We start from the raw sequence: 24,918 nt of genomic DNA on the forward strand, positions 1-24,918 counted from the left end.
CATGGAAATGGATATGGATATGGCCCTCATCGGGCTTGGGCAAATGGGCTCGGGCATGGCCGCCAGGCTGGCCTGGAACAATCGCGACAAGGACGTCTTCCCGGACATCCCTGGCGAGGCCGAATGGATCCCGCTGCCGGTGCACTGAAGCCGGCGCACCCAAAGAACACGGATGTCAACGAACTCACTTGGACGACAATAAACAAAAAACCCGCTATCTCCTAGGAGATAAGCGGGTTTTCCGGATGTCCTTGGATTTCAAAGGACTGATGTTTGGTGGAGCCGGCGGGAATCGAACCCGCGTCCAGAAGCACTCTACAGACAGTTCTACATGCGTAGTGCAGTCAATTGGTTTTGATCCTGGCGACGCGGACGCACACGCTTCGACAGGACGAGTTACCTTGGATTTAATGACGTATCAAGTAACCCGATACGCCACGATTCCCTGTAAATGACTCTACCGCTGTTGCCAGCACACCCCAGGGAAGAAGTGCTGTAGAGCTAGAAGTTTCTTAGGTTTCTAGGTGCGATTTACGCTGCGAGAGCGTAAGATTCGTCGTTTGCATTTAAGCAGTTCCGGATGGATTAACGAGGTAACCAGTCCTCGGCATGCCCTGTTCCGCTTTGCAACCCCTGTCGAAACCAAGTCGGCCCCGTGAGTGTTGAAGCTTCGCAAATCCAGCTGGGCGCTTGAACCTGCGTATTACGCTTGCCTCCCGCTAGAGAGGCGCCCGCTTTTCGGCGGGAGGTAAATTATAACCTACTCCTTGTTGTATGGGCGTGGCCGGGCTTTTCAAGGTCCGGCGTTCACTCCGTTCATCCATTCATCCATCCGTTCATTCATCCAGTCACTGGATCGTCAGTTCCACCCGCGCCTTGGGCTCCTTGGCTGGAATACCGGTGCCGTCCAGCCTGGGGGCGATCAGGAAGATGCGCGCCGGGTCGATCACGCTTTGCTCCTGCAGGTAATTGCGCACCTGGTCGGCACGACGCTGGGCCAGATTGCGCAGATCATCCTGGGTGACCTCTGTATGTTCCAGGATCATCTTTTCCATCTCTTCCGGCGGTAAGGACTTGGACAACCCGATCATGTTGCGCGGCTTGTCGAACTTGCTGTCCTTGTAGACGCGCTCCAGATACTTGCCGCGCTCGGCCGGGCTGATGCGCACCGGGCCGGAGGGCTGGCCTTCGCGGGCGATCAGGTCGGCGCGTTTCAGGCCGCGCATCTTGCGTTCCAGGGCTTCCTGGCGCAGGCCCTGGTCATCGACCTGAGGATCGACGCGGCCGGTGATGTCGAGCTTGATGCCGGGGCGTTCGTGCAGGACGTAGCCCAGCGCATCGAGCTTCTTGCGGACCTCGTCGGTGACTTCGGAAGAGCCAGGCGCGAACTCGATATAGCGCAGTTCGCCAATGTGCTCGTCGGCACGGAACATCGATCCGATGAGCGCAAAGGGCGAGGTGACGGCCTTGACGATCAGGTTCACGAAGACCCGCACGATGATGCCGCCGACCGAGAACTCGGGGTCGGAGAGCGAGCCTGAGATCGGCAGGTTGAGATTGATATTGCCGTCACGGTCCTTGAGCAGAGATACCGCCAGCATGACCGGCAGCTTGGTGGCGTCGGGGCTGTCCACGCGTTCGCCGAAGGTCAGCTGTTCGATGCGCAGGTCGTTCTGGGCGACCAGCTTGTCGTTCTCGATCTTGTATTGCACATCCATGGACAGCTTGCCCTTGGTGATCGGATAGCCGGCGTACTTGGCGGAGTACGGCGTCAGGCGCGGCAGTTGCACGCCGTTGGCGCTGGCCTTGAGGTCCAGGTACATGGGCTTGAACAAGGGATTGAGCGAGCCGGAAATCTGCAGCGGGGCATCGTTGTCGATCTTGCCGCTGATGTTGACGGGAGCGGGCTGCGGTTTCTCCGACGAGATCTGGCCGATGGTGCCGGCCAGGCCGGTCATGTTGGCGGTGTAGTTGGGTTTGACGAAGTTGTCGGTGTAGTTGATGTTGCCGCCTTCCAGGACCACCTGACCGATGCGTACGATGGGGGCATCAGCGGAGGCGGCCGGCGTGGTCACCGGGGCGGTGGAGGTGGTCTTGCGGGAGCTGCCGATGTTGCCCGCGTTGCCGGGCTTGGTCTCCTTGCTGTCCTTCTTGCTGTCGTCGGTGATCGAGCCCTGTTCCTGGGCGTCGGCCACGACGATGTCCTGCAGGTTCAGGCGGCCCTTGTCGGAGAGGATGGCGCGGGCGTAGAAGTTGGACAGGGTGATCTTCTCCAGCGCCACTTGCGTGCGTGCCCCCAGTCTGGCCTGGATGCCGCTCACGGCCAGGGTGCGCCAGCGCAGGAAGTCGGTGGAGGTGACCTTGTCCTGCATGCGCAGGTTGGTGACGGCCGCCTCGCCCTTGTAATCCAGCGCGAGCTTTTGGCTCTCCAGCGGCGGCGTGACGGCCAGCTTGCCCTTGGCGCTGACCAGGCCGGTGCTGAGGGTCACGTTGAGGACATTGGTGAAGTAGTGCTGGAAGGGCGCGATGGGCAGGTCCTTGACGTCCAGGTCGAGGTCCAGCTGCTTCAGGCGAGGCGCAGCCTGGCCGCTCAGTTCGGCACTGCCGGCTTTGTCGAAGCGTGCCTGCAGCTTGAAGGGGATGGGCTGGTCCACCGTGTCGCTGAGATTTTTCGCCTGCAATGACAGGGACTGCAGGCTGATCGGCTGGGCGCCCTTGCCGGGCGGCGTCAGGCGCAGGTCGGCCAGGTCCACGCTGGTGTCGTCGAGCTTGATGTTCCCATCGCGCAGTTGCAGGGTGGAGTTACCGGAGAGCTTGCCGGCGATGTCGGTGACGGGGCTGCGCGCCAGGTAGTTGCGGTAGGCGGCTAGGTCGATGCGTTCCAGCTTGAGCTTGCCACTGACCTGCGCCTTGAGCGGCTGGACCTGACCGTCAAAGGCCAGCGTGCCGTGACCGTTTTCCGTCACCGACAGGTTCAGTTGGGCGGGCTTGGCATCGACGGCGGTCGACAGGCCGGTGGCATTGATCTCCAGTTTGGAGAGCTTGATGTCCTGCGCAGGGCTGGCGTTGGCCTGGTCACGCCAGTGGATGTCGCCGCCGTTTACTTTCAGTTGTTGCAGGACGATGGGGGCCGCTGGTGCGGGTGCCGCGGGTGTTGCTGGTGCAGCCGGAGTCGCCGGTGCCGGCGTGCCGGCCTGCGCTGGCGTGGCGCCCGGTTTGGCCGGAGCCTTGCTGTTGCTGGTACCGCTGCCGAGGGCGCGCAACCAGTTGATTTCGCCGCGGGCATTCATGTCGACCCAGACTTGCGGCTGTTCCAGGCTGACCTGGCTGATCTCGCCGCTGGCGGCCAGCAGGTCGAATTGTCCGAGCTGCACGGCCAGTGACTTGGCCTTGAGCATCGGTGCCTTGGCCTTGTCCTGCAAGGAAATGTCGTCGATCCGGATATCACCGGCCAGGGTCACGGTGGGCTTGTCTTCCTTGCGACTGAAGCCCAGGTCCAGCCTGGTGGTGAGCTTGGCGCTCTGCACGGCCAGGGGCAGTTCGGCGGGGACGAAGGGCAGGTAGCTGACCAGGTCCAGCTGGTCGATGTCGATGGCGAATGCCGATTCCTGCGACGAGGTGAAGGGTTTGCTGCGACCCTTCAGGTGCAGCGGCGTGCCGTTGATGGTGGCGGCCAGTTGCGGCTGCACGAAACTGTCGATGTTGCCGGGCAGGTTGGAGATGAAGGGCAGGCCCAGTTGCAGGGCGGCGATGTCGATGGTCTTGCCGCTGACCTTGTCTTCGAAGTGGATTGCGCCATCCTGCAATTGCACGTTGGCCAGCGAGAAGCGGGCCTGGCTTTCGCTCTTGGGCTGTGCGGCCAGACGGTCGAGGATGTCGGAGAAGTTGTAGTGGCCGCTGCCATTGGCGTCCAGGCGAATGACATGCAGTTGCGGAGTGGTCAGCTTGATCTCATCTAGTACCGGTGCCATGCGTAGCAGTGAGGCCGAGGAGGCGTCCACCAGCAATGATTGGGCGCTGAAGAAGGCACTCTTGCCGTCGGCTTCGAAGAGCGTGATATCGGAGGCCCGCAGCGCCAGCCGGAAGGGATTGAAGCTGATCTCGCCGATGGAGAGCTTGCGGCCGATCTGGGCCTGGGTCTGATCGACGGCGATCTTGCGCACCAGCGCCGGCAGGGCGGCCCAGCTGAGGGCGGCCAGCACCAGCAGGACGACCAGGATCCAGGCCAGCCATCTGAGGGGGCGGCGCAGACGCTGCCATGCGGGGTGCTGGGTGATAGAGGCGGTGCCCGGCTTGGTCATTGCGGTTTTCCCTTGTCGGTGCCGGCCCGTCCGCTGCATTGGCTGCAATGGCTGCAATCCTTGCAAGGGAGGCCGGTTCTGATTGTGATGTGTCGGCGGTGAGCCTGTCTGCCGTCATTCTAATGCGAGGCGTCGTCACTGTGACACGTGAGGCTGGCGCAGGCTAGGAGGGGAAAGCGGCGCCAAAGTTTCCGCTGGGCGCCGCTGGGGGATCAGGAGAGGAGGGTGAGGATCTGCAGTGGGGCGTGCAGCAGGGCGTCGGCATCCCATCCGGTGGGCTCGCTGTGGCCGCAGTAGCCCCAGGCCGCAGCGATGGTGGGCATGCTGGCGGCACGGCCGGCCTGGATGTCGCGCAGGTCGTCGCCGACGTACCAGCAATCCTCGGGCGCCAGTTGCAGGCGCCGTGCGGCTTCCAGCAGCGGTGCGGGGTGGGGCTTGGGGTGCGGGGTGGTATCGCCGGAGACGATGCAGGCAGCGTGGCCCAGGCCGATCTGCGGGGCTAGCACGTCGGTGAAGCGCGCAGCCTTGTTGGTGACGATGCCCCAGGCGATCTGGCGCGATTCCAGCTGTGCCAGCAGTTCGGGGATGCCGTCAAACAGGCGGCTGTGCTGGCTCATGTTGGCTTCGTAGCGATCCAGGAAGCGCACGCGTAGCGCTTCATATTCGTCGTGCTCGGGATGGATGCCGAGCGCTGCCCCGATCAGGCCGCGTGCACCGGCTGAGGCGACCGGGCGAAGCTGCTCATAGGGCGCATCGTCCAGGCCGCGCTCCTGGCGCAGGAAATTGGCGGCCGCCGCAAGGTCGGGCGCGGTATCGGCGAGGGTGCCGTCAAGGTCGAACAGGATTGCGCGCGGAGGGCGTAATGGCATGGGGTCTTGTCTGTGATGGCGGTGGAGAGGAGCGGCCGCAGCAGGGCGCTGCGGCGCGATGGCGGATCAGGCCAGCTTGGTACAGGCGACCAGGTAGTTGACGCTGGTGTCTTCGTTGAGGGAGTAGATCTTGGTCAACGGGTTGTAGCCCATGCCCTTGAAGGCGTCGATCTGCAGGTCGGCCTCGCGGGTGTAGCGGGCCAGTTCGGCCGGGGTGATGAACTTGGCGTAATCGTGCGTGCCCTTGGGGAGCAGGCGCAGGACGTATTCGGCGCCGATGATGGCCATCAGGTAGGACTTCATGTTGCGGTTGAGCGTGGAGAAGAACAGCTTGCCGCCCGGCTTGGCCAGGGTGGCGGCGGCGCGCACGATGGCGGCCGGATCGGGTACGTGTTCCAGCATTTCCATGCAGGTCACCACGTCGTACTGGCCGGCTTCGCGTGCGGCCATGTCTTCGGCGGCGATTTTCTCGTAGCGCACCTGTACGCCTGATTCCATGCTGTGCAGGTCGGCCACTTTCAAGGCCTTGTCGGAAAGGTCGATGCCGGTGACGTCGGCGCCCTTGATGGCCATGGATTCGGCCAGGATGCCGCCACCACAGCCGATGTCGATGACTTTCTTGCCGGCCAGCGGAGCGCGGGCATTGATCCACTCCAGGCGCAGCGGGTTAATTTCGTGCAGGGGACGGAATTCGGAACCCGGGTCCCACCAGCGATGGGCCAGTTCACTGAATTTCTGGATCTCTTGGGGATCGGCGTTCATGGTCGCGTTGGTCGCATTGGTCGTGTTCATGGGGCCTAATGATAGCCCAAACGGACAGTCCCGGTTGGCGGCGGCAGATCAAGTGATGCGGCAAAAAGGGGCTGACGCGCAAATGCCGCAGCAATAAAAAAACCCCGCCGAAGCGGGGTTCATTGAGCCTTGTAGCGTCAATCGATTACTTGCGGGTACCCACAACTTCGATTTCCACACGACGGTTCTTGGCGCGGCCAGCAGCGGTCTTGTTGTCAGCGACCGGTTGCGACTTGCCCTTACCTTCGGTGTAGACGCGGTTGGCTTCAACGCCCTTCGAAACCAGGTAGGCCTTGACGGACTCAGCGCGGCGAACCGACAGCTTCTGGTTGTAGGCGACGGAGCCGATCGAGTCGGTGTGGCCGACGGCGATGATGACTTCCAGGTTGATGGCCTTCAGGTTACCAACCAGTTCGTCCAGCTTGGCCTTGCCAGCCGGCTTCAGGGTTGCCTTGTCGAAGTCGAAGAATGCGTCAGCAGCGTAGGTGACCTTTTCCGAGGTCGGAGCAGCGACAGGAGCCGGAGCCGGAGCAGGAGCAGCAGCGGCAACCGGAGCCGGTGCCGGCGGTTCTTCGCACGGACCGTTCACGTAAGCGGTTTGCCAGCACAGACCGTAACCGCTGCGGGTCACGACGTCACGGCCATCTTGCAGGTACAGGCTGCCGGGACGAACCTTGATGTCCTTGGTTTCCTGAGCGGTGGCAGACAGTGCGATGGCTGCGGACGCAGCAGCGAAGACGAGTTTTGCTAATTTGTTCATGTTTCTCCTCTCGGGTGAGATATCCGCAGATAAACTGCGCTACAAGATTACGACATCAAAAAATGAATAATATCATGTGTTCAGGTCGTCACAGGCCCTTGTTCCATGGGGCTAGTAATGAACTTAGCCGCCATTCTGCCACACGGATTGCCCTTGAGCGATGCTTGCCAATTGGTCCAGACAACGTTTTTGGGACTGTGTTGTTTCTTCGCAACGGGATATTTTTGAGCCGTTTTTGTTCCATCTGAGCCTGAAAAACCCCGATTTTTTCTAGAAAATCCTTATTTTTCATACAGTTCGCGCATTTTCGTCTCGGCAAGTAGTTGTCATTTTCTCCGAGGCATTGTCGACGGCGATGTGGATCAATTTTCTGTGCCGGGGCACGGGAATGATCTCGAGAAAGTTTTTGGTGCTTGTTATTTTGGCATCAGGCAGGCCAGCGCAAGGAAAACAATGCCTTCTGGCAATGCTTCCGTTTCTATCTCGCCAACCTGGTGCGTCAACGGCCTGGCTGCCGGATGCCGCCACTAATATATATAGCGAGTGCGACCACAAGGCCAGCCGCTCCCGCAGGCTGGGAGCGGCTGTGCGGCGGGCATCTGAAATTTGCTTCACTTCCCTGGCGGGCGGTGAAGCGCGCCGTTCGAGGCGTTTTGAGGGCGGTTGAAGGGCTTTTGACCCTCCTGGCGTGCTAGAATCCACTGTTCTGATCAGTCCAAGGGCCACGCCCGCCCGGCAGGATTTTCTGGCCGGGAAACATCTTTCGACTCTCCAATGGATCAATTCGCTAAAGAAACCATCCCCATTTCCCTCGAAGAAGAGATGCGCAAGAGTTACCTCGATTACGCCATGAGCGTGATCGTGGGTCGGGCACTGCCGGACGTGCGCGATGGCTTGAAGCCGGTGCACCGCCGCGTGCTGTACGCGATGCACGAGATGAACAACGTCTGGAACCGTCCCTTCGTGAAGTGCGCGCGCGTGGTCGGTGAAGTGATGGGCAAGTATCACCCCCACGGTGACGCTTCCATCTATGACACCCTGGTGCGCATGGCCCAGGACTTCTCGCTGCGCTATACCCTGGTCGACGGCCAGGGCAACTTCGGTTCCATCGACGGCGACGGCGCTGCGGCGATGCGTTACACCGAGTGCCGCCTGGACAAGATCTCCAACGAATTGCTGGCCGACATCGAGAAGGAAACCGTCGATTTCGTGCCCAACTACGACGGCAAGGAAAAGGAACCTTCGGTCCTGCCGACCCGGATCCCCAACCTGCTGGTCAACGGCTCCTCCGGCATCGCCGTGGGCATGGCCACCAACATCCCGCCGCACAACATCACCGAGGTGATCAACGGCGCGCTGCACCTGCTGGCCAACGAGCATTGCACCATCGATGAACTGATCGAACTGGTGCCGGCGCCTGACTTCCCCACCGGCGGCATCATCTACGGCGTATCCGGCGTGCGCGACGGTTATCGCACCGGGCGTGGCCGCGTGGTCATGCGCGCCAAGACCCACTTTGAAGAGTATGGCCGCGAAGGTCGTATCGCCATCATCGTCGATGAGCTGCCCTACCAGGTCAACAAGAAGGCCCTGCTGGAACGTATCGCCGAGCTGGTGCGCGACAAGAAGCTCGAAGGCATTTCCGACCTGCGCGACGAGTCCGACAAGTCCGGCATGCGCGTGGTGATCGAACTGAAGCGTGGCGAAGTGCCTGAGGTCGTATTGAACAACCTCTACAAGCAGACCCAGCTGCAGGACACCTTCGGCATGAACATGGTGGCCCTGGTCGATGGCCAGCCCCGCCTGCTGAACCTGAAGCAGCTGCTGGAATGCTTCCTGTCGCACCGGCGCGAAGTGGTTACCCGTCGCACCGTGTTCGAACTGCGCAAGGCGCGTGAACGCGGTCACGTGCTGGAAGGTCTGGCCGTGGCACTGGCCAACATCGATGACTTCATCGCCATCATCCGCGCCGCACCGACGCCGCCGATCGCCAAGGCCGAACTGATGTCGCGCGCCTGGGATTCGTCCATGGTGCGCGAGATGCTGGCCCGCGCCGGCGAAGCCAACGAAGGCGGCATCGAAGCCTTCCGTCCGGAAAGCCTGCCGGCCCATTACGGCATCCAGTCCGATGGCATGTACAAGCTCTCCGACGATCAGGCCCAGGAAATCCTGCAGATGCGTCTGCAGCGCCTGACCGGCCTGGAGCAGGACAAGATCGTCAACGAATACAAGGAAGTCATGGCGCAGATCGCCGACCTGCTGGACATCCTGTCCAAGCCGGCCCGCGTGACCGCCATCATCACCGACGAACTCAACGCCGCCCGGAACGACTACGGCATCGGTGCCAAGGACGAGCGTCGCTCCACCATCGAGCACAACGCCACCGACCTGGCCACCGAAGACCTGATCACGCCGCAGGACATGGTGGTGACCCTGTCCCACACCGGCTACATGAAGTCGCAGCCGGTCTCCGAGTACCGCGCACAGAAACGTGGCGGTCGCGGCAAGCAGGCCATGGCGACCAAGGATGACGACTGGATCGACCAGCTCTTCATCGCCAACACGCACGACTACATCCTGTGCTTCTCCAACCGTGGCCGCCTGTACTGGCTGAAGGTCTGGGAAGTGCCGCAGGGCTCGCGCAACTCGCGCGGCAAGCCCATCGTCAACATGTTCCCGCTGCAGGATGGCGAGAAGATCACCGTGATCCTGCCGGTGTCGGGTGCCAACCGCAGCTTCCCGGATGACCGCTATGTCTTCATGGCGACCAGCCTGGGCACCGTCAAGAAGACCCCGCTGTCGGACTTCTCCAACCCGCGCAAGGCCGGCATCATCGCCGTGGACCTCGATGAAGGCGACTTCCTGATCGGTGCCGCGCTGACCGATGGCGCTCATGACGTGATGCTGTTCTCGGACGCCGGCAAGGCCGTGCGCTTCGATGAAAACGATGTCCGTCCCATGGGCCGTACCGCCCGCGGCGTGCGCGGCATGAACCTGGAAGAAACACAGCAGGTCATCGCTCTGCTGGTGGCCGAGAATGAGCAGCAGTCGGTGCTCACGGCCACCGAGAACGGCTTCGGCAAGCGTACCCCGATCACCGAGTACACTCGCCATGGTCGTGGCACCAAGGGCATGATCGCGATCCAGACCAGCGAGCGCAATGGCAAGGTGGTCGCGGCCACGCTGGTGGATTCCACCGACGAGATCATGCTGATCACCACCGGTGGCGTGCTGATTCGCACCCGCGTCTCGGAGATCCGCGAGATGGGTCGTGCCACCCAGGGCGTGACCCTGATCGCGGTGGAGGACGGCACCAAGCTGTCCGGCCTGCAACGCGTGGTCGAGTCCGATGTGGAAGACGTGATGGACGGCGAGAACGCCGAGGGTGCCGGCAGCGAAACTCCTGCCGCTGGCGAGTAAAGCAAGTCCCGGGCGGCTGGCGACATGCCGGCCGCCTTTTTTGATGGCGAACGCAGAAATGGTTTATAACTTTTCCGCCGGACCGGCGGTATTGCCCAAGGAAGTGCTGCAACAGGCAGCCGACGAGATGCTGGACTGGCATGGCAGCGGCATGTCGGTCATGGAGATGAGCCATCGCGGCAAGGAGTACATGTCCATCATCGAAGCCGCGCTGGCTGACGTGCGCGCGCTGATGAACATCCCCGCCAACTACAAGGTGCTGTTCCTGCAGGGCGGGGCGATTGCCGAAAACGCCATCATCCCCATGAACCTGGCGGCCCTGCGTTCACCGGCCGGCAAGCACGAAGTGGGTGTGGCCGACTACATCAATACCGGTTCCTGGTCGACCAAGTCGATCAAGGAGGCAGGGCGCTACTGTACCGTCAACGTGGCGGCTTCCTCGGCCGACCGCAAGTTCGCCAGCATTCCGGCGCGCGGTGACTGGAAGCTCTCGCGCAATGCCGCCTACGTGCACATCTGCAGCAACGAGACCATCGACGGCGTCGAATACCAATACACCCCCGAGGTTGCAGCCGATACCGACGGTGCGCCGCTGGTGGCCGACATGTCTTCGCACATCCTCTCGCGCGAGGTCGATGTCTCGAAGTACGGCGTCATCTATGGTGGTGCCCAGAAGAACATCGGCCCGGCCGGCGTGACCATCGTCATCGTGCGCGAAGACCTGCTGGGTCACGCGCTGCCGTTCTGCCCCTCGGCCTTCGACTGGAAGATCGTGGCCGACAACGACTCCATGTACAACACCCCGCCGACCTACGCGATCTACATCGCCGGCCTGGTGTTCCAGTGGATCAAGCGCCAGGGTGGCGTGGCTGCGCTGGAAGCGCGCAACATCGCCAAGGCCGGGCTGCTCTACGGCTACCTGGACAGTACCGATTTCTACAGCAACCGGATCGCAGCGGATTGCCGTTCCCGCATGAACGTGCCGTTCTTCCTGCGCGACGAGTCGCTCAATGACACTTTCCTGGCCGGCGCCAAAGAGCGCGGCCTGCTGCAGCTGAAAGGCCACAAGTCGGTCGGCGGCATGCGTGCATCGATCTACAACGCGATGCCGATCGAGGGCGTACAGGCCCTGGTCGATTATCTGAAAGACTTCGAAAAGCAGCACGGTTGAACTGCACCTGACCGGGCAGCCTGCCCGTGCGGTGCCGGCCTTCGGTCGTGCGCCATGCCAACGCCATGCCAAGAACGCCGCAGCCCGGTCTTCGCGCCGGGATGCGGCTGCAGACACTGAAAGAGCAAGATGAGTGACGACAAGTTGCTGCCCCTGCGCCAGAAGATCGATGCCATCGATGCGCAAATCCTCGACCTGCTGAACCAGCGCGCCCGCGTCGCGCAGGAAGTGGGTCACGTCAAGGCCGAGACCAATGCCCCCGTGTTTCGCCCCGAGCGCGAAGCCCAAGTGCTGCGCCGCGCCGCCGACCGCAATCCCGGCCCCTTGCTGGGGACCGATATCCAGACCATCTTCCGCGAAGTGATGTCGGCCTGCCGCGCGCTGGAAAAGCGCGTGGTCGTGGCCTATCTCGGCCCCGAGGGCACCTTCAGCGAACAGGCGGTGTACCAGCAGTTCGGCCACGCCATCGAAGGCCTGCCCTGCGTGTCCATCGATGAAGTGTTCCGCGACGCCGAAGCCGGCACCGCCGATTTCGGCGTGGTGCCCATCGAGAATTCCTCCGAAGGCGTCATCAACCGCACTCTCGATCTGTTGCTGCAGACCACCCTGACCATCAGCGGCGAAGTCTCCATCCCGGTGCATCACAGCCTCATGACCGCCGACGGCAAGATGGATGGCATCACCCGCATCTGTGCACACTCGCAGGCCCTGGCCCAGTGCAATGCGTGGCTGAATATGAACTATCCTTCCATCGAACGCCAGGCGGTGGCCTCCAACGCCGAGGCGGCGCGCATGGCAGGTGAAGACAAGAGCGTGGCGGCCATCGCCGGCGAGATCGCCGGGCAGAAGTACAACCTGCAGACCGTCAACGCACACATCCAGGACGACCCGCACAACCGCACCCGCTTCGCCATCATCGGCCGTCTGCGTACGGCGCCCTCCGGCCGTGACCAGACTTCCATCGTGCTGTCGGTGCCCAACAAGGCGGGGGCGGTCTACAACCTGCTGGCGCCACTGGCGCGTCATGGCGTGTCGATGACGCGCTTCGAGTCGCGGCCGGCCCGCATGGGCGCGTGGGAATACTATTTCTACGTCGACCTGGAAGGTCACGAGCAGGACGAGAAGGTCGCCCAGGCGCTGGAGGAACTGCGCCAGAATGCCGCCTTCTTCAAGCTGCTGGGTTCCTATCCGCTGGGCCTGTAAGTGCCGGCTGTCCTGACACCTTTACCGTCCGAGTCCACCGTGTTCAAGAAAGTCGTCATCTTCGGCGTGGGCCTCATCGGCGGCTCGTTTGCCCTGGCGCTGCGCCGTGCCGGCCAGGCCGCCCACATCGTCGGCGTCGGTCGCTCCCCGGCCAGCCTGGAGCGCGCCCGCGAACTGGGTCTGATCGATAGCGTTGCCACCGACCCGGCGGCTGCAGTCGATGGGGCCGACCTGATCCTGCTGGCCGCCCCGGTGGCCCAGACCGAAGCCATCCTGGCCTCCATCGCGCCCTACCTGGCACCGCGGGCCATCGTTACCGACGCTGGCAGCACCAAGGGCGACGTGGTCGCCGCAGCCCGCAAGGCGCTGGGTGCGCGCATCAGCCAGTTCGTCCCCGCCCATCCGATCGCCGGGCGTGAGCAGCATGGTCCGGAAGCCGCCCTGGCCGACCTCTACGAAGGCAAGAAGGTGGTCATCACCACCTTGCCCGAGAACGCCGCGCAGGACGTGGAAACGGTCGCCGCGGCCTGGCGCGCCTGTGGTGCCGTCATCCACCGTCTTTCGCCGCAGGAGCATGATGCGGTGTTCGCCTCGGTCAGCCATCTGCCGCATGTGCTGGCCTTTGCGCTGGTGGACGATATCGCCGCCAAGCCGCATGCGGACACGCTGTTCCAGTATGCGGCCAGTGGTTTTCGCGATTTCACCCGCATCGCCGCTTCTTCGCCCGAGATGTGGCGCGACATCACACTGGCCAATCGCGATGCCCTGTTGACCGAAGTCGATGCCTATCTGGTGCAATTGCAGGCCATCCGCGAGATGATCGCCAATAGCGATGGCCCCGCGCTGGAACAGGTCTATGCCAGTGCCCGCGATGCGCGCCAGCAATGGGCCGCCGCCATCGAGGCTGCCGAACGCAAGAATGGCTGAGCCAGCCTGGCCGGCAGATTAATGAAACTTTGCGTGCCGCTGCGGCGGCCCGATTCATCCACCGAAAACGAATCCCGATGAAACAGCCTTCCTACCCCCGTCATATCGACCTGGCTCCGGTGCACCACGTGCAAGGCACGGTCAAGCTGCCAGGCTCCAAGAGCATCTCCAACCGCATCCTGCTGCTGGCGGCGCTGTCCGGCGGCACCACCCGTATCTTCGATCTGCTGGCCTCCGACGATACCCTGGTCATGCTGATGGCCTTGCAGACCCTGGGAGTGAAGTGGGAGCAGATCGAAGGCACCCAGGATTACATCGTCCATGGCGTCAACGGCGTGCTGCCGGTGCACCAGGCCGATCTCTTCATGGGCAATGCCGGCACTGCCATCCGCCCGCTCACCGCGGCGCTGGCCGTGCTGGGTGGCGACTACACGCTGCACGGCGTGCCGCGCATGCATGAGCGCCCCATCGGCGACCTGGTCGATGCCCTGAATACGGTGGGCATGCGTATCGACTACACCGGCAACCCGGGTTATCCACCGCTGCATATCCGTCGTGGCCAGTTGACTTCCTCGCGCATGAAGGTGCGAGGCAATGTGTCCAGCCAGTTCCTGACCGCCTTGCTGATGGCGGCGCCCTTGATGGCGCGCGAAGAGGCGATGCAGATCGACGTGGTCGGCGAGCTCATTTCCAAGCCCTACATCGAGATCACCCTGAACCTGATGCGCCGCTTCGGCGTCGAGGTCGAGCGTGATGGCTGGCAGCAGTTCATCATCCAGCCCGGCCAGCACTACCGCAGCCCGGGCAGCATCCACGTGGAGGGCGATGCGTCCTCGGCCTCCTACTTCCTGGCGGCCGGCGCCATCACCGGCGGCCCGATCCGGGTCGAAGGGGTGGGCCGCGACAGCATCCAGGGCGATGTGCGCTTCGTCGAGGCGCTGCAGCAGATGGGGGCCACCATTACCATGGGTGAGAACTGGATCGAGGCCTCGTCCAACGGCCCCCTGAAGGCCATCGAAGCCGATTTCAACCATATTCCCGATGCCGCCATGACCATCGCCGTGGCCGCGCTCTATGCCGACGGCCCCAGCACCTTGCGCAATATCGCCAGCTGGCGTGTCAAGGAAACCGACCGCCTGGCTGCCATGGCCACTGAGCTGCGCAAGCTCGGCGCCGAGGTGGAGGAGGGCGCCGACTACCTGAAGGTGACGCCGCCGGCCGAGATCGGCAGCGCCGCCATCGACACCTATGACGACCATCGCATGGCCATGTGTTTCTCCCTGGCATCGCTGGATGGTGCATTGCGGCGTGGCAACCGGGTGCGCATCAATGACCCCAAATGCGTGGCCAAGACCTTCCCGGATTACTTCGACGTCTTCAAAAAGATTGCCGAGCAAACCTTGATCTGATAAACCCTGTAGTAACGAGAAATTGCACTAAATTATTCACTGATAAAGGGTTCAGGCCATGGAAAAAGCAAAGATACCGGTCATCGCCATTGATGGTCCCACCGCCTCGGGCAAGGGCACCGTGGCCCAGAAGGTGGCCCAGCAACTGGGTTTCCATTACCTGGATTCGGGCGCGCTGTACCGCCTGACGGCGCTGTCCGTGCTGCGGCGCGGCATCGCCCTGGACGACGAGCATGCGCTGGCCAAGGCGGCCGAGCACCTGCACTGCCATTTCGATGGCGCCCACATCTTCCTGGCCAATGAAGACGTGACCCAGGCCATCCGTGCCGAAGAGGTTGGCAATACCGCCTCCCGCATTGCCGCCCTGATCACCGTGCGCCAGGCCTTGTACGGCCTGCAGTTGTCATTCAGGAAATCCCCCGGCCTGGTGGCCGATGGTCGCGACATGGGTACCGTCATCTTCCCCAACGCCCGTCTGAAGGTGTTTTTGACCGCCAGTGTGGAAGCGCGCGCCACAAGACGCTATAAGCAATTGATTGACAAGGGTTTTTCTGCTAATATCGAAGACCTCTCCAGAGATTTGAAGGAACGTGACGAACGCGACATGAGTCGCTCGTCGGCCCCCTTGAAGCCTGCGGAGGGCGCATATCACCTGGATACATCCGACATGACCGCTGACGAAGCGGTGCAGCAGGTACTCAGCTGGTACGCTGCCCTGGGGCATTGAAAGCGCTTGAATCTGCTTGAAAAAGCGCCTTTCGCTGCCATCATGGGCAAGTCCTTGTTGTACCCGTAGTGCCATTGGTGCCCGGCAGATGCAAAGTCTGACGGGTGTTGATAAACCTAACCCAGTATCCATGCCATCGGCGGCAACGCAGGCGGCAGTGCAAGTCGGGACGATTGCATCGTACGGATACCGGCCAATCTTTCTTACTTTCTTTTATGTCTACCACTACCGTTATCGCTGCAGGTGTTGATACCTCCAGCGAATTTGCTGCTCTGTTTGAAGAATCGCTGTCGCGTCAGGACATGCGTTCGGGTGAAGTCATCTCGGCAGAAGTCGTGCGCCTGGATCACAACTTCGTGATCGTCAACGCCGGCCTGAAGTCGGAAGCATTCATCCCTGTTGAAGAATTCAAGAACGACAACGGCGAAGTCGAAGTCAACGTCGGCGACTTCATCTCCGTTGCGATCGAATCGCTGGAAAACGGCTTCGGCGACACCATCCTGTCGCGCGACAAGGCCAAGCGTCTGGCATCGTGGCTCTCGCTGGAAAAGGCGATGGAGTCCGGCGAGATCGTCACCGGTACCGTCAATGGCAAGGTCAAGGGCGGCCTGACCGTTCTGACCAACGGCATCCGTGCCTTCCTGCCGGGTTCGCTGGTCGACACCCGTCCGGTCAAGGACACCACCCCGTTCGAAGGCAAGACCCTGGAATTCAAGGTCATCAAGCTGGATCGCAAGCGCAACAACGTGGTTCTGTCGCGCCGTGCCGTGATCGAAGCCTCCATGGGCGAAGAGCGCGCCAAGCTGATGGAAACCCTGAAGGAAGGCACCGTCGTCACCGGTATCGTCAAGAACATCACCGACTACGGTGCGTTCGTTGACCTGGGTGGCATCGACGGCCTGCTGCACATCACCGACCTGGCATGGCGTCGCGTGCGTCACCCGTCGGAAGTGCTGTCGGTTGGCCAAGAGATCACCGCCAAGGTCCTCAAGTACGATCAAGAGAAGAACCGCGTCTCCCTGGGCGTGAAGCAACTGGGCGACGATCCGTGGACCGGTCTGTCGCGTCGCTACCCGCAAGGCACCCGCCTGTTCGGCAAGGTCACCAACCTGACCGACTACGGTGCATTCGTGGAAGTCGAACAAGGCATCGAAGGCCTGGTGCACGTCTCCGAAATGGACTGGACCAACAAGAACGTGGCCCCGAACAAGGTCGTCCAGCTGGGCGACGAAGTCGAAGTCATGGTTCTGGAAATCGACGAAGAGCGTCGTCGTATCTCCCTGGGCATGAAACAGTGCAAGCCGAACCCGTGGGACGACTTCGCCATGAGCCACAAGAAGGGCGACAAGGTCAAGGGTTCCATCAAGTCGATCACCGACTTCGGCGTGTTCATCGGCCTGCCGGGCAACATCGACGGTCTGGTGCACCTGTCCGACCTGTCCTGGACCGAAGCTGGCGAAGAAGCCGTGCGCAAGTTCAAGAAGGGCGACGAGCTGGAAGCCGTTGTTCTGGCCATCGACGTGGAACGCGAGCGCGTCTCCCTGGGCGTGAAGCAACTGGAAGGCGACCCGTTCAACAACTTCGCCGCCCTGAACGACAAGGGTGCGTTGGTGACCGGTACCGTCAAGTCGGTTGAGCCCAAGGGCGCCGTGATCCAGCTGAACGACGAAGTCGAAGGCTACCTGCGTGCATCCGAAATCTCCCGCGACCGCGTGGAAGATGCCGGTACCCACCTGAAGGTTGGCGATTCCGTCGAAGCCCTGGTCATCAACATCGACCGCAAGGCTCGCAGCATCCAGCTGTCGATCAAGGCCAAGGACAACGCCGAGACCCAGGAAGCCATGCAGAAGATGTCGGCTGACTCCAACGCTGCTTCGGGCACCACCAGCCTGGGCGCGCTGCTGAAGGCCAAGCTCGACAACAAGAACTGATCTTCCGGTCACGATGACGAAGTCGGAGCTGATCGCCCGTCTGGCTGAGCGTTATCCGCAACTTGTCGCCAAGGATGCGGATTACGCGGTCAAGACCATCCTCGATGCCATGGTCGACGCACTCGCGACCGGCCAGCGTATCGAGATCCGTGGTTTTGGCAGCTTCGCGCTCAACCGCCGTCCGCCGCGTATCGGCCGCAATCCCAAGTCTGGCGACAAGGTGATGGTTCCCGAAAAACGGGTGCCGCACTTCAAGCCCGGCAAGGAATTGCGCGAACGCGTCGATGCGATGGTCGGCCAGCCAATCCGCGAGGATTGAACCGGCTTGGCCTGTGACCAGGCAGTTCTTGTCGCCAGCTTCATTGATGGCGATGTCAGGCTGCAGTAATCGTTGATGCCTTGCACCTGCCCAGCGCACGCTGAGCGGGTGTAAAGGCAGATCAACAAAATGAACGGCATCTTTGGATGCCGTTTTTTTTCACGTACAATCCGCATTTGACCTGGATTGACCTGGAAAGCGAGCGAAACAGGCCCGATTTTTCCGGCCAGCGCAATAATTGCGATCCGGCACGCCCCGCCGCGAGGTGCGCAGGCGGCCTTCCGGGCAGCACACTGACCCGCCAGAAAGGATTACGCCATGAAAATACTCTCCCGATTGATCGCGGCCATCCTGTTCGTGTTCTTCTTTTTCTTCGCCCTGCGCAACACCCAGGAAGTGACCATGCACTTCTTCCTCGGCTATGAGCGCAGCGACCCGCTGGTCCTGGTCCTGCTGGCCTTCTTCGTGGTCGGCGCGGTACTGGGCGTGCTGGCCATGGTGCCGCTGGTCTTGCGCCATCGCCGTGAAGCCTCGCGCTACAAGAAGACCCTGGCCCAGATCCAGAAGGCCCAGGAAGACCTGGTCCAGGCACAGGCCCAGCCGCCACAGCCAGACAGCGTGATAACAGCGCAGCACATCCTCTAATTGCCCCTCTCTCTTTATGGAATTTGAATTTTGGTGGTTGCTCGGCATCCCGGTCTTCTTCGGACTCGGATGGATTGCCGCGCGGGTTGACATCAACCAGTTGCTGTCCGAATCGCGTACCCTGCCACGCGGCTATTTCAAGGGCCTCAACTTCCTGCTCAACGAGCAACCCGACAAGGCCATCGACGCCTTCATCGAAATCGTCAAGCTGGATCCGGAAACGGTAGAACTGCACTTTGCCCTGGGCAACCTGTTCCGCCGCCGCGGCGAGACCGAACGCGCCATCCGCGTGCACCAGAATCTACTGGCGCGCCCGGACCTGCCGGCCGAGCACCACGGACATGCCCTGTATGAACTGGGCCAAGATTATCTGAAGGCCGGCCTGCTGGACCGCGCCGAGGAAACCTTCAACAAGCTCATCGACACCCCCTACAGCGCCCAGGCCGGTCGCGCCCTGCTGGAAATCTACCAGCGCGAGAAGGAGTGGACCCGCGCCATCGCCGCGGCCGAGATCCTGCAAGCCACCGGCGCCGGTGGCCGCCAGCGCGAGATCGCCCAGTTCTATTGCGAACTGGCTGCCGACGAACTGGTGCGCACCAATACCGATGCCGCCATGTCCCTGCTGGACAAGGCCCTGGCCGCTGACCGCAAGAGCGTACGCGCCACCATGCTGATGGGCGACGCGCTGCGCGCCCGTGGCGACATCGAGGGCGCGCTGGAAACCTGGCGCCGTGTGGAGCACCAGAGCGTGCCGCATACCGCCCTGGTGGCGCAGCGCCTGATGGATGGCTATATCGCCGTGGGCCGCCCGCAGGAGGGTATCAACCTGCTGCGCGCCTACCTGGCCGAAGCGCCGTCGATCGACTTGCTGGAAGTGGTCTTCAAGGCCGTCCTCGACGCCGATGGCATCGACGCCGCCAACGTCCTGGTCAGCGACGAGCTGCGTCGTACGCCCACGCTGCTGGGCCTGGACAAGTTCCTGGAAGCCCGCATGATGAGTGCGCCCCAGACCGTGCGTCCCGAGCTGGCGGTGGTCAAGACCCTGGTGCATGGCTATACCCAGAAGCTGGCACGCTACCAGTGCAGCCACTGCGGTTTCAAGGCCCGCCAGTTCTATTGGCAATGCCCGGGCTGCAGCCAGTGGGAGACCTATCCGCCGCGCCGCACCGAAGAACTGAACGTGATGAACTGAACGTGATGAATCAAGGCCGCATGGCCGTACCTGACACTCTGGATCTACCATGAAAATCACCATCATCGGCACCGGCTACGTTGGCCTGGTGACCGGCGCCTGCCTGGCCGAACTCGGCAACGATGTGTTCTGCCTGGACCTCGACCAGCGCAAGGTCGACATCCTCAACAACGGCGGCATCCCCATCCACGAACCCGGCCTGGAAGAAGTGGTGGCGCGCAACCGTGCTGCCGGCCGCCTGCAGTTTTCCACCGACGTGGCCGCCAGTGTGGCCCACGGGGACATCCAGTTCATCGCGGTAGGTACTCCGCCCGACGAAGACGGCTCGGCCGACCTGCAATACGTGCTGGCCGCCGCCCGCAACATCGGCCGTCACATGGAAGGCTTCAAGGTGGTGGTCGACAAGTCCACCGTGCCGGTGGGTACGGCTGACCGCGTCAAGGCCGCCATCGCCGAGGAACTGGCACAGCGCGGCACGACCGATGCCAGCTTCTCGGTGGTCTCCAATCCGGAATTCCTCAAGGAAGGCGCAGCGGTAGAAGACTTCATGCGCCCCGACCGCATCGTGATCGGTCACGACCAGAGCGCCGATGGTCTGCGCGCGCAGAATCTGATGAAGAAGCTCTACGCGCCCTTCAACCGCAACCATGAGCGCACCTACTGGATGGACGTGCGCTCGGCCGAATTCACCAAATACGCCGCCAACGCCATGCTGGCCACGCGCATTTCCTTCATGAACGAGCTGGCCAACCTTGCTGACCGGGTCGGTGCCGATATCGAGTCGGTGCGCCATGGCATCGGTTCCGATCCGCGTATCGGTCACAGCTTCCTGTATGCCGGCTGCGGCTATGGCGGCTCCTGCTTCCCCAAGGATGTGCAGGCGCTGGAACGTACCGCCCGCGACTACGACCAGGAACTGCTGATCCTGCAGGCCGTCGAGCGTGTCAACGATCGCCAGAAGCACGTGCTGGGCAAGAAGATCGTCACCCGCTTCGGCGAAGACCTGACGGGCAAGCACTTCGCGATCTGGGGCCTGGCCTTCAAGCCCAATACCGACGACATGCGCGAAGCGTCGTCGCGGGTGCTGATCGGCGAACTGGTGCGACGCGGCGCCAGCGTGGCCGTCTACGATCCGGTGGCCATGAAGGAAGCCGGTCGCGTGCTGGAACTGGACTTCGCCGACGATACGCAGTTGCTGCAGAAGATCCGTTTCGCCGCGTCGCCCAATGACACCTTGCAAGGTGCCGACGCCCTGGCCATCGTCACCGAATGGAAGGCTTTCCGCAGTCCTGATTTCGAGCGCGTCAAGGCGGTACTGAAGACCCCGGTCATCTTCGATGGCCGCAACCTGTTCGATCCGCAGCTCATGGCCGACAGCGGCATCGAATACTACGGCATCGGCCGCACTCTTCAAGCGCGTGGACAATAACGTGAACAAGGACCTCTCTTCCGCCTGGGATTCCGCCCGCATCCTCATCGTGGGCGATGTCATGCTGGACCGCTACTGGTTCGGCGAAGTCAATCGCATCTCTCCCGAAGCCCCGGTTCCGGTGGTGCGCGTGGAGCGCCGCGAAGAGCGCCTGGGTGGCGCCGCCAACGTGGCACGCAATACGGCCAGCCTGGGGGCTAAGACGGCGCTGCTGGGCGTCACCGGCGACGACGAACCGGCGCGCGTGATGGAGAACATGCTGCGTGAAATGGGCATCGACAGCCACCTGAACCGCGACCCCAGCATCGCCACCATCGTCAAGCTGCGCGTGATCGGGCGCCAGCAGCAGCTGGTGCGCATCGACTTCGAAGAGGCGCCTACCGATACCGTATTGCGCGACAAGCTGACCCAGTTCAACTCGCTGGTGGCCGATTACGACGTCATCGTCTTTTCCGACTACGCCAAGGGCGGGCTGGTCAACGTCGCCGAGATGATTGCCACCGCGAAGAAGCTGGGCAAGCGCATCCTGGTCGACCCCAAGGGCGATGATTTCACGCGTTACGCCGGCGCCTCCATCCTCACGCCCAACAAGTCGGAGATGGTGCGCATCGTCGGCCAGTGGAAGAACGAGGAAGACCTCACCGCACGTGCCCAGAAACTGCGTACCGAACTGGACCTCGAAGCCTTGCTGCTGACCCGTTCGGAAGAAGGCATGAGCTTGTACCGCGATGGCGAAGTCACTCACTTCCCCACCATGGCGCGTGAAGTGTTCGACGTCTCTGGCGCAGGCGATACCGTCATCGGTACCCTGGCCGTGATGCTCGGCGCAGGCGCTTCGCTGGTGGATGCCGTCACCATGGCCAATCGTGCCGGAGGCATCGTGGTCGGCAAGCTCGGTACCGCCACCGTGACTCGCGAGGAATTGCTGGCGGGGTGATTTGAGAGCGGTTTTCTAGCTGGATTACTGTCAACAGGCTGCTGTGACTTTCGTTGAGGATGGGCAGCGCATTTCCGGATGCGCTGCCCTTTGTTTTTTCCCTCAATCCAGAAAGTCGAAAGGACGCATCATGTTAAAGAAAACCCTGTTGTTCGTACTGAGCTTTTTCGTCGCTACCGGTCTCGCCCTGGCCGAGGTGGACGTCAACAAGGCCGATCAGGCCGCCCTCGACGGCGTACGCGGAATCGGTCCCTCCATGTCCAGGCGCATCCTGGATGAACGCCAGAAGGGCGGCAGCTTCAAGGACTGGAGCGACCTGCAGGCGAGGGTCAAGGGCATCAAGGACAAGGCCGCCGCCAAGCTGTCCGCCAATGGCCTGACGGTGAACGGTCAGCCTAAGGCCGGAGCGTCCGGCGACGCGGTGGCCCGCTCGGGTAAAGCCGCCAAATCCCCGCGCGCTGAGAACAAGGGCAAGGAGCCCGCCGCCAAGGCTGACAAGATGGCCGAAGAGCCGGCGGCCGCCAAGAAGTGACGGCTGGAAGTTGCTGATCCGGGGAAAGCCTTCGTAGCAAGGGCATCCGCAGGATGGCAACGACAGCGTCGATGGGTCTGGCGCCTGACGGCGGGCCGAGGTAGGGGAGGCCTGCTGTTCGATGTCAGGCAATGGGAAGCGGGCGAGGGCGATGTCCGCGCTTCTTGTGCATAACTAAATCTTGTTTCTCGAAAAATTTGGGGTTAAAGTGAGCCGCAGCCTGCCGTTAACCTGGGCAACCACGTCCATCTGCGTTGATGAATCATGATAATTGCCGAGCTCCCCGTCAATGAAGCTGCCCGCATCGACGCCCTGCATTCGCTGCGCATCCTCGATACGCCCAGGGAAGAGCGCTTCGACCGCCTGACCCGCCTGGCGCGGCGTCTGTTCGATGTACCGATGGCGGTGGTGACGCTGGTCGATGTCCATCGTCAGTGGTTCAAGTCTTGCGTGGGACTGGGCGATGCCACCGAGACCTCGCGTGACGTTTCCTTCTGCGCCCATGCCATCCTGAGCGAAGACCTGACCATCGTTCCCGACGCCCGGCTCGATGCGCGTTTCGCCACCAATCCGCAGGTCACCGGCGAACCCTTCATCCGGTTCTACGCCGGGTGTCCCATCAAGAGCGAAAGCGGCTTCACCCTCGGCACCCTGTGCCTGGTCGATACGGTCCCCCGCAGTTTCGATGTCGATGAGCAATCCCTGCTCAAGGACCTGGCTGCCATGGTCGAGCAGGAACTGGCTGCCGTGAAACTGGCCACCATCGACGACCTTACCGGGGTCTCGAACCGGCGTGGCTTCGAGGCGCTGGCCCGGCATGCCCTGGCCAACGCCCGGCGCATCGGCCATGCCGCCTGCGTGCTCAATTTCGACCTGAACCATTTCAAGCAGATCAACGACCGCTTCGGGCATTCCGAAGGCGATCAGGCCCTGACCGATTTCGCCGGCCTGCTCATGGCCAACCTGCGCGAATCCGATGTCATCGGGCGCCTGGGCGGTGATGAATTCGCGGTTTTCCTGACCAATACTTCCCTGGACGATTCGGTCGTCGTCCTGCAGCATCTGCAGCAGGCGGTGCAAGCCTTCAACCAGAGTGGCCAGCGCCAGTATCAGCTGGACTACTGCGTCGGTGCGGTGCAGTACGATCCAGAGCAGCACCCTGACCTGGCTGCCCTGCAGCGGGACGCCGATGCAGCCATGTACGAGCGCAAGAAGGCGCGCCGCGCCGCGCCCTGATCCGGCCGGCAGGGGCTGGCGGCGGCAGTGCATGCAGGCAAAGGCGATACGGGCGGCGAAATAGCTTAAAATGCCCCCCTGAGCCAAAAAGCCGACTGCAGCCACCTCATGTCCTATCAAGTTCTCGCCCGTAAATATCGTCCCCGCAGCTTCGACACCCTGGTAGGCCAGGAACACGTCGTGCGCGCGCTGACGCACGCGCTGGAACAGCAGCGGCTGCACCACGCCTATCTGTTCACCGGGACCCGTGGCGTAGGCAAGACCACGCTCTCGCGCATCCTGGCCAAGTCGCTCAATTGCGTCGGCCCGGATGGCAACGGCGGCATCACCGCGGCTCCCTGTGGCGTGTGCGAAGCCTGCGTGGCCATCGATGCCGGCCGCTTCGTCGACTACATAGAGATGGACGCCGCCTCCAACCGCGGTGTGGACGAGATGGCGCAGTTGCTGGAACAGGCCATCTACGCGCCGTCCAACGCCCGCTTCAAGGTCTACATGATCGACGAAGTGCACATGCTCACCAACCACGCCTTCAACGCCATGCTGAAGACGCTGGAAGAGCCGCCCGAGCACATCAAGTTCATCCTCGCCACCACAGATCCACAAAAGATTCCCGTGACCGTGCTGTCGCGCTGCCTGCAGTTCAACCTGAAGCAGATGCCGCCCGGCCACATCATCAGCCATCTCGACAACATCCTGAACCAGGAAGGCATCGCGTTCGATCCCCCCGCGCTGCGCCTGCTGGCGCAAGGGGCGTCGGGCTCCATGCGCGATGCGCTGTCGCTGACCGACCAGGCCATCGCCTATGCCGCCGGCCGGGTCACCCTGGAAGCCGTGCAGGGCATGCTGGGCGCGCTGGACCAGTCCTACCTGATCCGCGTCCTCGACGCCCTGGCCGTGCAGGATGGCGCCGCCCTGCTGGGTGTGGCCGACGACATGGCGACCCGCAGCCTGTCCTACAATGCTGCGCTGCAAGACCTGGGGACGCTGCTGCACCAGATCGCGCTGGCGCAGGCCGTACCGGCTGCACTGGCCGAGGACCTGCCCAACCGCGAAGATATCCTGCGCCTGGCGACCCAGTTCAGTCCCGAGCACGTGCAGCTGTTCTACCAGATCGCCGT

General features: G+C 62.4%; 20 protein-coding genes and 1 other RNA gene. 16 read left to right on the forward strand and 5 right to left on the reverse strand.

The window, feature by feature from the left end; all coding sequences use genetic code 11:
• The first annotated feature begins 13 nt into the window (after positions 1-13).
• The gene (locus tag HFRIS_RS25915; protein WP_275450445.1) at positions 14-148 is read left to right on the forward strand and encodes a hypothetical protein; all 135 of its coding nucleotides are present in this window, start codon (positions 14-16) and stop codon (positions 146-148) included.
• A 126-nt stretch (positions 149-274) separates the two neighbouring features.
• Here the strand turns inward: HFRIS_RS25915 and ssrA are convergent.
• The 5 genes from ssrA to ompA all read right to left on the reverse strand — a co-directional run bounded on the left by ssrA (position 275) and on the right by ompA (position 6,722).
• Positions 275-655, reverse strand: a transfer-messenger RNA (tmRNA) gene (ssrA, locus tag HFRIS_RS24715).
• Positions 656-848: 193 nt separating this feature from the next.
• A complete protein-coding gene (locus HFRIS_RS04755) occupies positions 849-4,301 on the reverse strand; it encodes a DUF748 domain-containing protein (RefSeq protein WP_006462108.1) in 3,453 nt (1,150 codons plus the stop codon).
• A 212-nt stretch (positions 4,302-4,513) separates the two neighbouring features.
• On the reverse strand, positions 4,514-5,170 hold the full coding sequence (locus tag HFRIS_RS04760) for an HAD family hydrolase (RefSeq protein WP_006462109.1): 657 nt from the start codon (positions 5,168-5,170) through the stop codon (positions 4,514-4,516).
• Between the two features lie 66 nt (positions 5,171-5,236).
• Positions 5,237-5,962, reverse strand: coding sequence for a bifunctional 2-polyprenyl-6-hydroxyphenol methylase/3-demethylubiquinol 3-O-methyltransferase UbiG (ubiG, locus tag HFRIS_RS04765; RefSeq protein ID WP_006462110.1), 726 nt, complete (start codon positions 5,960-5,962; stop codon positions 5,237-5,239).
• Positions 5,963-6,107: 145 nt separating this feature from the next.
• Positions 6,108-6,722 carry an outer membrane protein OmpA gene (gene ompA / locus HFRIS_RS04770; RefSeq protein ID WP_006462111.1) on the reverse strand — a complete coding sequence of 205 codons (615 nt, stop codon included), beginning with the start codon at positions 6,720-6,722 and terminating at the stop codon, positions 6,108-6,110.
• A 774-nt stretch (positions 6,723-7,496) separates the two neighbouring features.
• Here ompA and gyrA point away from each other — a divergent pair.
• The 15 genes from gyrA to dnaX all read left to right on the forward strand — a co-directional run.
• Positions 7,497-10,142 (forward strand): DNA gyrase subunit A, encoded by a 2,646-nt coding sequence (gene gyrA / locus HFRIS_RS04775; RefSeq protein WP_006462112.1) that lies wholly within the window; start codon positions 7,497-7,499, stop codon positions 10,140-10,142.
• 58 nt (positions 10,143-10,200) lie between these two features.
• On the forward strand, positions 10,201-11,313 hold the full coding sequence (gene serC / locus HFRIS_RS04780; protein WP_006462113.1) for a 3-phosphoserine/phosphohydroxythreonine transaminase: 1,113 nt from the start codon (positions 10,201-10,203) through the stop codon (positions 11,311-11,313).
• A gap of 129 nt (positions 11,314-11,442) precedes the next feature.
• Positions 11,443-12,516 (forward strand): prephenate dehydratase, encoded by a 1,074-nt coding sequence (gene pheA, locus HFRIS_RS04785; RefSeq protein WP_006462114.1) that lies wholly within the window; start codon positions 11,443-11,445, stop codon positions 12,514-12,516.
• Between the two features lie 39 nt (positions 12,517-12,555).
• Positions 12,556-13,443, forward strand: coding sequence for a prephenate dehydrogenase (locus HFRIS_RS04790; protein ID WP_006462115.1), 888 nt, complete (start codon positions 12,556-12,558; stop codon positions 13,441-13,443).
• A 77-nt stretch (positions 13,444-13,520) separates the two neighbouring features.
• Positions 13,521-14,852, forward strand: coding sequence for a 3-phosphoshikimate 1-carboxyvinyltransferase (gene aroA, locus HFRIS_RS04795; RefSeq protein ID WP_006462116.1), 1,332 nt, complete (start codon positions 13,521-13,523; stop codon positions 14,850-14,852).
• A gap of 58 nt (positions 14,853-14,910) precedes the next feature.
• Entirely contained in the window at positions 14,911-15,579 is a 669-nt protein-coding gene (gene cmk, locus HFRIS_RS04800; RefSeq protein WP_006462117.1) for a (d)CMP kinase, read from the forward strand.
• 215 nt (positions 15,580-15,794) lie between these two features.
• Positions 15,795-17,510 (forward strand): 30S ribosomal protein S1, encoded by a 1,716-nt coding sequence (gene rpsA, locus HFRIS_RS04805; protein ID WP_077235498.1) that lies wholly within the window; start codon positions 15,795-15,797, stop codon positions 17,508-17,510.
• 13 nt (positions 17,511-17,523) lie between these two features.
• Complete coding sequence (locus tag HFRIS_RS04810; RefSeq protein WP_006462119.1) at positions 17,524-17,829, forward strand: integration host factor subunit beta; 306 nt, start codon at positions 17,524-17,526, stop codon at positions 17,827-17,829.
• 318 nt (positions 17,830-18,147) lie between these two features.
• On the forward strand, positions 18,148-18,474 hold the full coding sequence (locus HFRIS_RS04815; RefSeq protein ID WP_039874393.1) for a LapA family protein: 327 nt from the start codon (positions 18,148-18,150) through the stop codon (positions 18,472-18,474).
• 16 nt (positions 18,475-18,490) lie between these two features.
• Complete coding sequence (lapB, locus tag HFRIS_RS04820) at positions 18,491-19,666, forward strand: lipopolysaccharide assembly protein LapB (RefSeq protein ID WP_039874394.1); 1,176 nt, start codon at positions 18,491-18,493, stop codon at positions 19,664-19,666.
• Between the two features lie 49 nt (positions 19,667-19,715).
• Positions 19,716-21,095, forward strand: a complete 1,380-nt coding sequence (locus HFRIS_RS04825; protein WP_006462122.1) for a UDP-glucose dehydrogenase family protein — start codon at positions 19,716-19,718, stop codon at positions 21,093-21,095.
• A gap of 1 nt (position 21,096) precedes the next feature.
• Complete coding sequence (rfaE1, locus tag HFRIS_RS04830; RefSeq protein ID WP_006462123.1) at positions 21,097-22,032, forward strand: D-glycero-beta-D-manno-heptose-7-phosphate kinase; 936 nt, start codon at positions 21,097-21,099, stop codon at positions 22,030-22,032.
• Between the two features lie 130 nt (positions 22,033-22,162).
• The gene (locus HFRIS_RS04835) at positions 22,163-22,564 is read left to right on the forward strand and encodes a ComEA family DNA-binding protein (protein ID WP_039874398.1); all 402 of its coding nucleotides are present in this window, start codon (positions 22,163-22,165) and stop codon (positions 22,562-22,564) included.
• A 264-nt stretch (positions 22,565-22,828) separates the two neighbouring features.
• A complete protein-coding gene (locus HFRIS_RS04840; RefSeq protein WP_006462125.1) occupies positions 22,829-23,800 on the forward strand; it encodes a GGDEF domain-containing protein in 972 nt (323 codons plus the stop codon).
• A 108-nt stretch (positions 23,801-23,908) separates the two neighbouring features.
• Positions 23,909-24,918, forward strand: a 1,010-nt coding sequence (dnaX, locus tag HFRIS_RS04845; RefSeq protein WP_006462126.1) for a DNA polymerase III subunit gamma/tau, incomplete at its 3' end; no start/stop codon positions are given.

The sequence above is a fragment of the Herbaspirillum frisingense GSF30 genome (genome assembly GCF_000300975.2).
Lineage (GTDB): Bacteria > Pseudomonadota > Gammaproteobacteria > Burkholderiales > Burkholderiaceae_D > Herbaspirillum > Herbaspirillum frisingense.